General features: G+C 73.1%; 3 protein-coding genes. 1 reads left to right on the top strand and 2 read right to left on the bottom strand.

What is annotated here, in order from left to right:
- Positions 1–162 precede the first annotated feature (162 nt).
- Both lhgO and ABZ896_RS51860 read right to left on the bottom strand, forming a co-directional pair.
- Positions 163–1365 carry an L-2-hydroxyglutarate oxidase gene (gene lhgO / locus ABZ896_RS51865; RefSeq protein WP_360946246.1) on the bottom strand — a complete coding sequence of 401 codons (1203 nt, stop codon included), beginning with the start codon at positions 1363–1365 and terminating at the stop codon, positions 163–165.
- 83 nt (positions 1366–1448) lie between these two features.
- Positions 1449–2873 (bottom strand): MFS transporter, encoded by a 1425-nt coding sequence (locus ABZ896_RS51860; protein ID WP_360946243.1) that lies wholly within the window; start codon positions 2871–2873, stop codon positions 1449–1451.
- Between the two features lie 683 nt (positions 2874–3556).
- On the opposite strand from ABZ896_RS51860, the gene ABZ896_RS51855 reads away from it, so the two are divergent.
- Positions 3557–5641: an asparagine synthase-related protein gene (locus ABZ896_RS51855; RefSeq protein ID WP_360946240.1), complete on the top strand. Its 2085-nt coding sequence runs from the start codon at positions 3557–3559 to the stop codon at positions 5639–5641.
- Positions 5642–5793: the final 152 nt, after the last annotated feature.

The raw sequence follows: 5793 nt of genomic DNA, 5'->3' as shown, positions 1-5793 counted from the left end.
GCCGGCGTCCGTCATCCAGCACATCCGCAAAAGAGAGAACCGCCGGACCGAGGACGGATACCCCCCGCCCCCGGCCCCGACCCACCACCGAACCGTAGGCGCGCTCTTAGGGGCGCGGGGAACTGCGCAAAACGCCCGCCCCCACCGACCCGCAGACGCCGACTACTCCCCCCGCAACACCCGGAGCGCCCGACGAGCCACCTCCCGCCCAATCGGCAAAGCCGCAGTCGCCGCAGGAGACGGCGCGTTCAAGACATGCACCACCCGCACCCCCTCCCGAATCAGAAAGTCATCCACCAGCGTCCCGTCCCGCAGAACCGCCTGCGCCCGAACCCCCGCCGGCGAAGGCAGCAGATCGTCGGCCGTCACCACCGGCAGCAGCCGCCGCACAGCCACCGTGAACGCCCGCTTGGACACCGACCGCCGCAGCTCCCCGGCCCCGTACCGCCAGTGCCGCCGAGCTATCTGCCAGGCCCCCGGCCACCCCAACGTGCCAACCAGCTCACGCGGCCGTACGACCCCCCACCCGTACCCCTCCCGGGCCAGCGCCGGCACCGCATTGGGCCCGATATGGACACCCCCGTCGATCCCGCGCGTGAGATGCACCCCGAGGAACGGAAACGCCGGATCCGGCACCGGATACACCAGCCCCCGCACCAGCTCAGGCCGCGCCAGCGAGTAGTACTCCCCGCGGAACGGAACGATCCGCATCTGAGGGTCGTCCCCGGTCAGCCGAGCCACCTCGTCGCAGTGCAGCCCCGCGCAGTTCACGAGCACCCGCCCCCGCACGATGTCCCCGCCCACCGTCCGCACGGCGACCCCGAGCGACGCCCGCCGATCGATCCGTTCCACCTGGGCGCCGTACCGGATCTCCGCCCCGGACGCCTCGGCCAGCTGCCGGGCGACCCCGACGAAGTCGCACACGCCGGTCGTCCCGACATGGATCGCGGCGAGCCCCTCCACCTCGGGTTCGTACTCCGCGATCTGCGAGGCGCCCAGCTCGCGCACCGGAATGCCGTTCTCCCGGCCGCGCTGGACCAGGCCGTGCAGCCGCGGCAGCTCGTCCCGCTCGGTGGCGACGATCAGCTTCCCGGTCACGGCATGGGCGATGCCGTACTCCGCGCAGAACTTGACCATCTCGGCGGCCCCGCGCACGGCGTACCGCGCCTTGAGCGAGCCGGGTTTGTAGTAGATCCCGCTGTGGATCACCCCGCTGTTGCGCCCGGTCTGGTGCCGGGCGGGCCCGCTCTCCTTCTCCAGCACGGTGACCCGCGTCCCCGGCGCGGCCCGGCTGATCGCGTACGCCGTGGACAGCCCGACGATCCCCCCGCCGACCACGAGCACGTCACAGTCGTAAGCGACCACCTCAGCACCACCTCCGCCTCCGATAGTGCACTGCACCACTGACAGTCACTTCAAACGCCGGTGCGGTGATGCTGTTCGGGTCCCTACGCCGGTGCCATCAGAAGCGGGCGGGCCCGCTCCCGCAGCTCCACCACCCGCGGCTCGTCGCCGTACGGCTCCAGCCGGTGGAGAAGGTCCTTCACGTACTCGGTGGTGCGCGCGGACGAGATCCGCCCCGCGACCTCCACCGCCCGCACGCCCTGCTCGCATGCCGCGTCGAGATTGCCCGACTCGAGCTCCGCGACCGCCGAGACGACCAGCCGCAGGCCGTGCGACCGTACGAACTCCTCCGTCGGCTTCGACAGCGCCTGCTCGGTGAACCGCCGTACCTGGCGGGGCGCCTTCAGGTCGCGGTAGCACTCGGCCGCGTCCGCGGCGAACCGGTCGTAGGAGTAGAAGCCGAGCCAGGACGGGTCGTTGTCGCCCTCCCGGGACCGCTCCAGCCACCCCTCGGCCGCCTTCAGCGCCGCTCCGGCCGCGGCCGCGTCACCCGCACGCGCGTGTGCCCGCGCCTCGACCAGCCGGAAGAAGCTCATCGTGCGCGCGGTCGCGAGCCCTCGGTTGCGCTCCAGCGCGGCCTGCGCGAGGTCGACGCCCTCGTCGCCGAAGCCTCTGTAGGTCGCCTGCAACGACATCGACGCCAGCACATAGCCGCCCAGCGGTACGTCGGCCGCCGCGCGGGCGAGCCGCAGCGCCTGGATGTAGTACCGCTGCGCCGCCTCCTGCTGGCCCGTGTCGAAGGCCATCCAGCCCGCGAGACGGGTCAGTTCGGCGGACGCGCCGAACAGCGCGCGGCCCACCCCGTCGGAGTACGAGCCGAGCAGCAGCGGTGCCGCCTCCACCCGTAAACACTCCGGCACCATGGACGAACGCCAGTCGCCGCCTCCGTACTTGGAGTCCCAGCGCCTGGCGTCCTCGGCGGCCTCCCGCAGCTTCTGCACATCGCTGTGGCCGACTTTGAGCGGTGCGCCCGAGCCCTCGGAGGGGTGCACATCGCGCGCGACCGAGCTGTCGGCCGGGGTTATCAGCCACCGTGAGGCAGGCGTTGCGTATGCGCTCACTGCGAACGAACCGGCGAGCGACTGCCAGATGCCGCCCGTGCCGGCGCGGCGGCCCGCGAGGTCGAGACGGTAGAGCTCCGTCGCCGACCTGACCGCCTGTCCGACGTCCCTGGGGAAGGCGAGTCCGACTTCCGGGGCGGGATCCGCGTCCGCCAGGCCGATCTCGTGGAGCGGCACCGGACGGCCGAGCTTCTGGCCGATGGCGGCCGCGATGAGGTGTGGCGCGGCGCCCTGGGGCACCATGCCCTTCGACACCCAGCGCGCCACCGACGTCTTGTCGTAGCGAAGTGTCAGTCCCCGCTGTGCGCCAAGGTCGTTGACGCGTCGGGCGAGGCCTGCGTTGCTGATTCCCGCGAGGGCGAGAACGGCGCCGAGTTTTTCGTTCGGCCCGCGTTGCTCCCTGGACATGCGCCACCCCTCGACACAGACGGCTGCCGCGCTGGCATAACCACGCGGCATTCGTAAACCCAGCGTAGTTCGCCGCATCCCAAGCGTTAAGAGGCATTGTTCCGGATGGCGGGATTGTGGTCCGTACTGAAGTACGGGTCCGATACGCGCAGTTGCGTCGTGCTCCCGTTGTGTGGCCGTGCGCCCGTGTGTGCGCTCTTCTCCGGCCATGGGGGGAGCGCTTCGATGGATGATGCGTGGGTCGGCCCGCTGTACTGGATCCAGTGGGCTGGGGGACACCGCCGCCTACATCCCCGCGGGCGGCGGACCGGCCCGGGGGGCGAAGTGGCGTCTCCCGGGCTGCGCGCCTGCCGAGCGGCGCGCGCGGTGTGTACGGAGCGTGTGCACAGTCGTCCCGTCGACACGGATTTGGCCGAAAATCGCCCCAGGTTCTCGCGGGCGATCAGCCCTCCCGCCAGGGGAGTTGAGGGCGCGTTAGGGGTTTTTGGGGAGCGAACCGGGGGCGCATTCGCGTCGCACGCTCCTTGTCCCGAGCGGGTGTTCGCAGCGGCGCGCTGGTGTTCGCAGGGGCGCGTTGCCTGCATCTCAAGCAGCTCCGCCGTCCCTCCGGCACGCCTCCTTCATGGCAGCATGGTGCCCTGTTCGTACGGTGCACTGGTTGTCCACAGCCTGTGGAGGCGTCGATGCGGTGGTTGGTGGGGTGGAGCAGCACCGCCGCGGGTGTCTCCGAGATCGGCGCGGCCGGCGCCACCGGGACCGACGGCGAGACCGTGCACCCGGTCGGCTCGCACCTGCTGTGGGGCGACCCCGATCCGCTCTGGGCGGTCGGTGACTGGCGGCCCGACGAGGTGCGCGTGGTCAAGGTCGACGCGCAGACCCGGATCGCCGTGCTCGGCACCTGCGGAGCCTCCGACGAGCAGCTGCGGGTCGGACTGCTCGCCGCGCGCGGAGGCGCACTTCGCCATCTGACGGCCTGGCCGGGCGGCTACACGGCCGTCGTCCAGGTGGGCCGCCGCATCACCGTGTGCGGCGATCTGGCGGGCGTACGGCCGGTGTTCCACACCCCGTGGGCCGGCGGCACGGCCTATGCGACCGCCGCCCTCCCGCTCGCCGACCTCATCGAGGCCAACCTCGACTTCGGACACCTCGCCGCGCTGCTGGCCGCCCCCGACGTGCCGGCCGCGCTCCACGACTCCACCCCGTACGAGGGCGTACGGCGCGTTCCGCCGGGGCACGCGCTGATCCTGCGCAACGGCGCGCGCGAGATCGCCGGGTACGAGCCGGTCGCCTCCCTCGCCGTCGCCGCGCCCTCCGCCGACCCGGACAGCGCGGTCGACGCGGTCCGGGACGCGCTCGTCGACGCCGTACGCGCGCGTCTGTCCGCACCGCGCCATGTGCCCGACATCGACCCCGGGCCGGTACCCGGCATGGGGCCCGCCGAGCGCCGTGCGGCGCGCGGGATGCCGGTGCCGGGCATCGGGGCCGACCTGTCCGGCGGGCCCGCGTCGGGGACGCTCGCGCTGCTGGCCGCGGGGCTGCCCGGGATGCCGGGGACCGTCCTCGGGCACGGCACCGGCGCGGGGGAGCGGCTGCTCGCGGTCACCTTCAACGACCTCGCCGTACGGGGGCGGGAGGCCGAGGTGGAGCGGGCGGGGACGCTCGCGGCCAATCCCCGGCTCCACCACGTCGTCGTCGCGGGCGGGGAGGAGACCCTGCCGTACGCCGATCTCGACGGGCCGCTGACCGACGAACCGGGGCCGTGCCTCGTGACGGCGGCCCGGCACCGCGCGCGGCTCGCCGCGGGCAGCGCCGACCACTTCACGGGGTACGGGGCCCGGCAGGTCCTCGACGCCCACCCCGCGCGCCTCGCGGACCTCCTCATGGACCGCAAACGCCGCCATCTGGTGCGGCCCGTCGCCGCGTTGGCGAAGGCCGACGGCTCCGTGCTCGTCCCCGCGCGCGTGTACGGCGCCGCCCGGCGGCTGGCCCGTACGCCGTATCGCGCGGGCCTGGAGGTGCTCGCCGACCGGCTCATGCAGCGGCGGTTCGATGAGCCGGGGGGTGCGGTGGGGGCTTCCCTCGCCGCGCTGACCTGGGCCAGACCCGGGCCTGCCGCGCGGTGGCTGACGGGGGAGGCGCTGGCTGAAGTATCGATACGCCTTCAAGGGGCCACACAGCGGTCGGGGGTGGGGCCGGGGCAGCATCCCGGTGACTTCCGCGCGCGTGCGGCGCTGGCTCGGCACGCGTCGGATCTGCGGGTGCTGGAGCAGGCGGTGGAGATTCGGTCGCAGCGGCTGCATGCGCCGTTCCTCGACAACCAGGTGGTGCGGGCGTGTCGGGTGCTGCCGGAGGCGTTGCGGGTGCGGCCGGGGGCGCGGGCGGAGATTCTGCGGACGGTGCTTGAGGGGGCGGGGGTCTCCGACCTGCCGCCGGGGTGGGGGGCGCCGTCGCATGCGTCGTCGGCGGCGGCTGTGCGGACGGGGTTGCGGGTTGCGGCCGACTCGTTGATGGCGTTGTTCGGGACGCCGTTGCTCGCGCAGGCGGGGTTGGTGGAGGCGCGGGTGGTGCGGAAGGCGTTGCGGGGGGCGGCGGAGGGGGCGCCGTTGCCGTTGGACGGGTTGGCGGATCTGGTGTCGTTGGAGTTGTGGTTGGGGCGGTTGTTGGCTCGGCGGGGGACGTGTTGGACGGGGACGCCGGCGCGGGCGCGGGCTGTTCCGGCGGGGATTCGGCCGCAGCGGGGGGCTTTGGGGGCGGGGACCTCGCGGTAGGCGTGTGCGGCTTGGTGGGGGCGGGCGTTTTGCGCAGTTCCCCGCGCCCCTAAAAGATTCGCCCACGGTTCGGTGGGTGGGTCGGGGCCGGGGGCGGGGGGTATCCGTCCTCGGCGAGGATGTGGCCGAGGCACACGACGTTCTCGTACGAC

It is taken from the genome of Streptomyces sp. NPDC047072 (assembly GCF_040643855.1).
Taxonomy (GTDB): Bacteria; Actinomycetota; Actinomycetes; order Streptomycetales; family Streptomycetaceae; genus Streptomyces.
This window is presented reverse-complemented; position numbering and strand designations above follow the sequence as displayed.

Coding starts and splice junctions, on each gene's coding strand:
- ABZ896_RS51855 (WP_360946240.1), top strand. CDS start 3,557: ATGCGGTGGTTGGTGGGGTGGAGCAGCACCGCCGCGGGTGTCTCCGAG.
- ABZ896_RS51860 (WP_360946243.1), bottom strand. CDS start 2,873: ATGTCCAGGGAGCAACGCGGGCCGAACGAAAAACTCGGCGCCGTTCTC.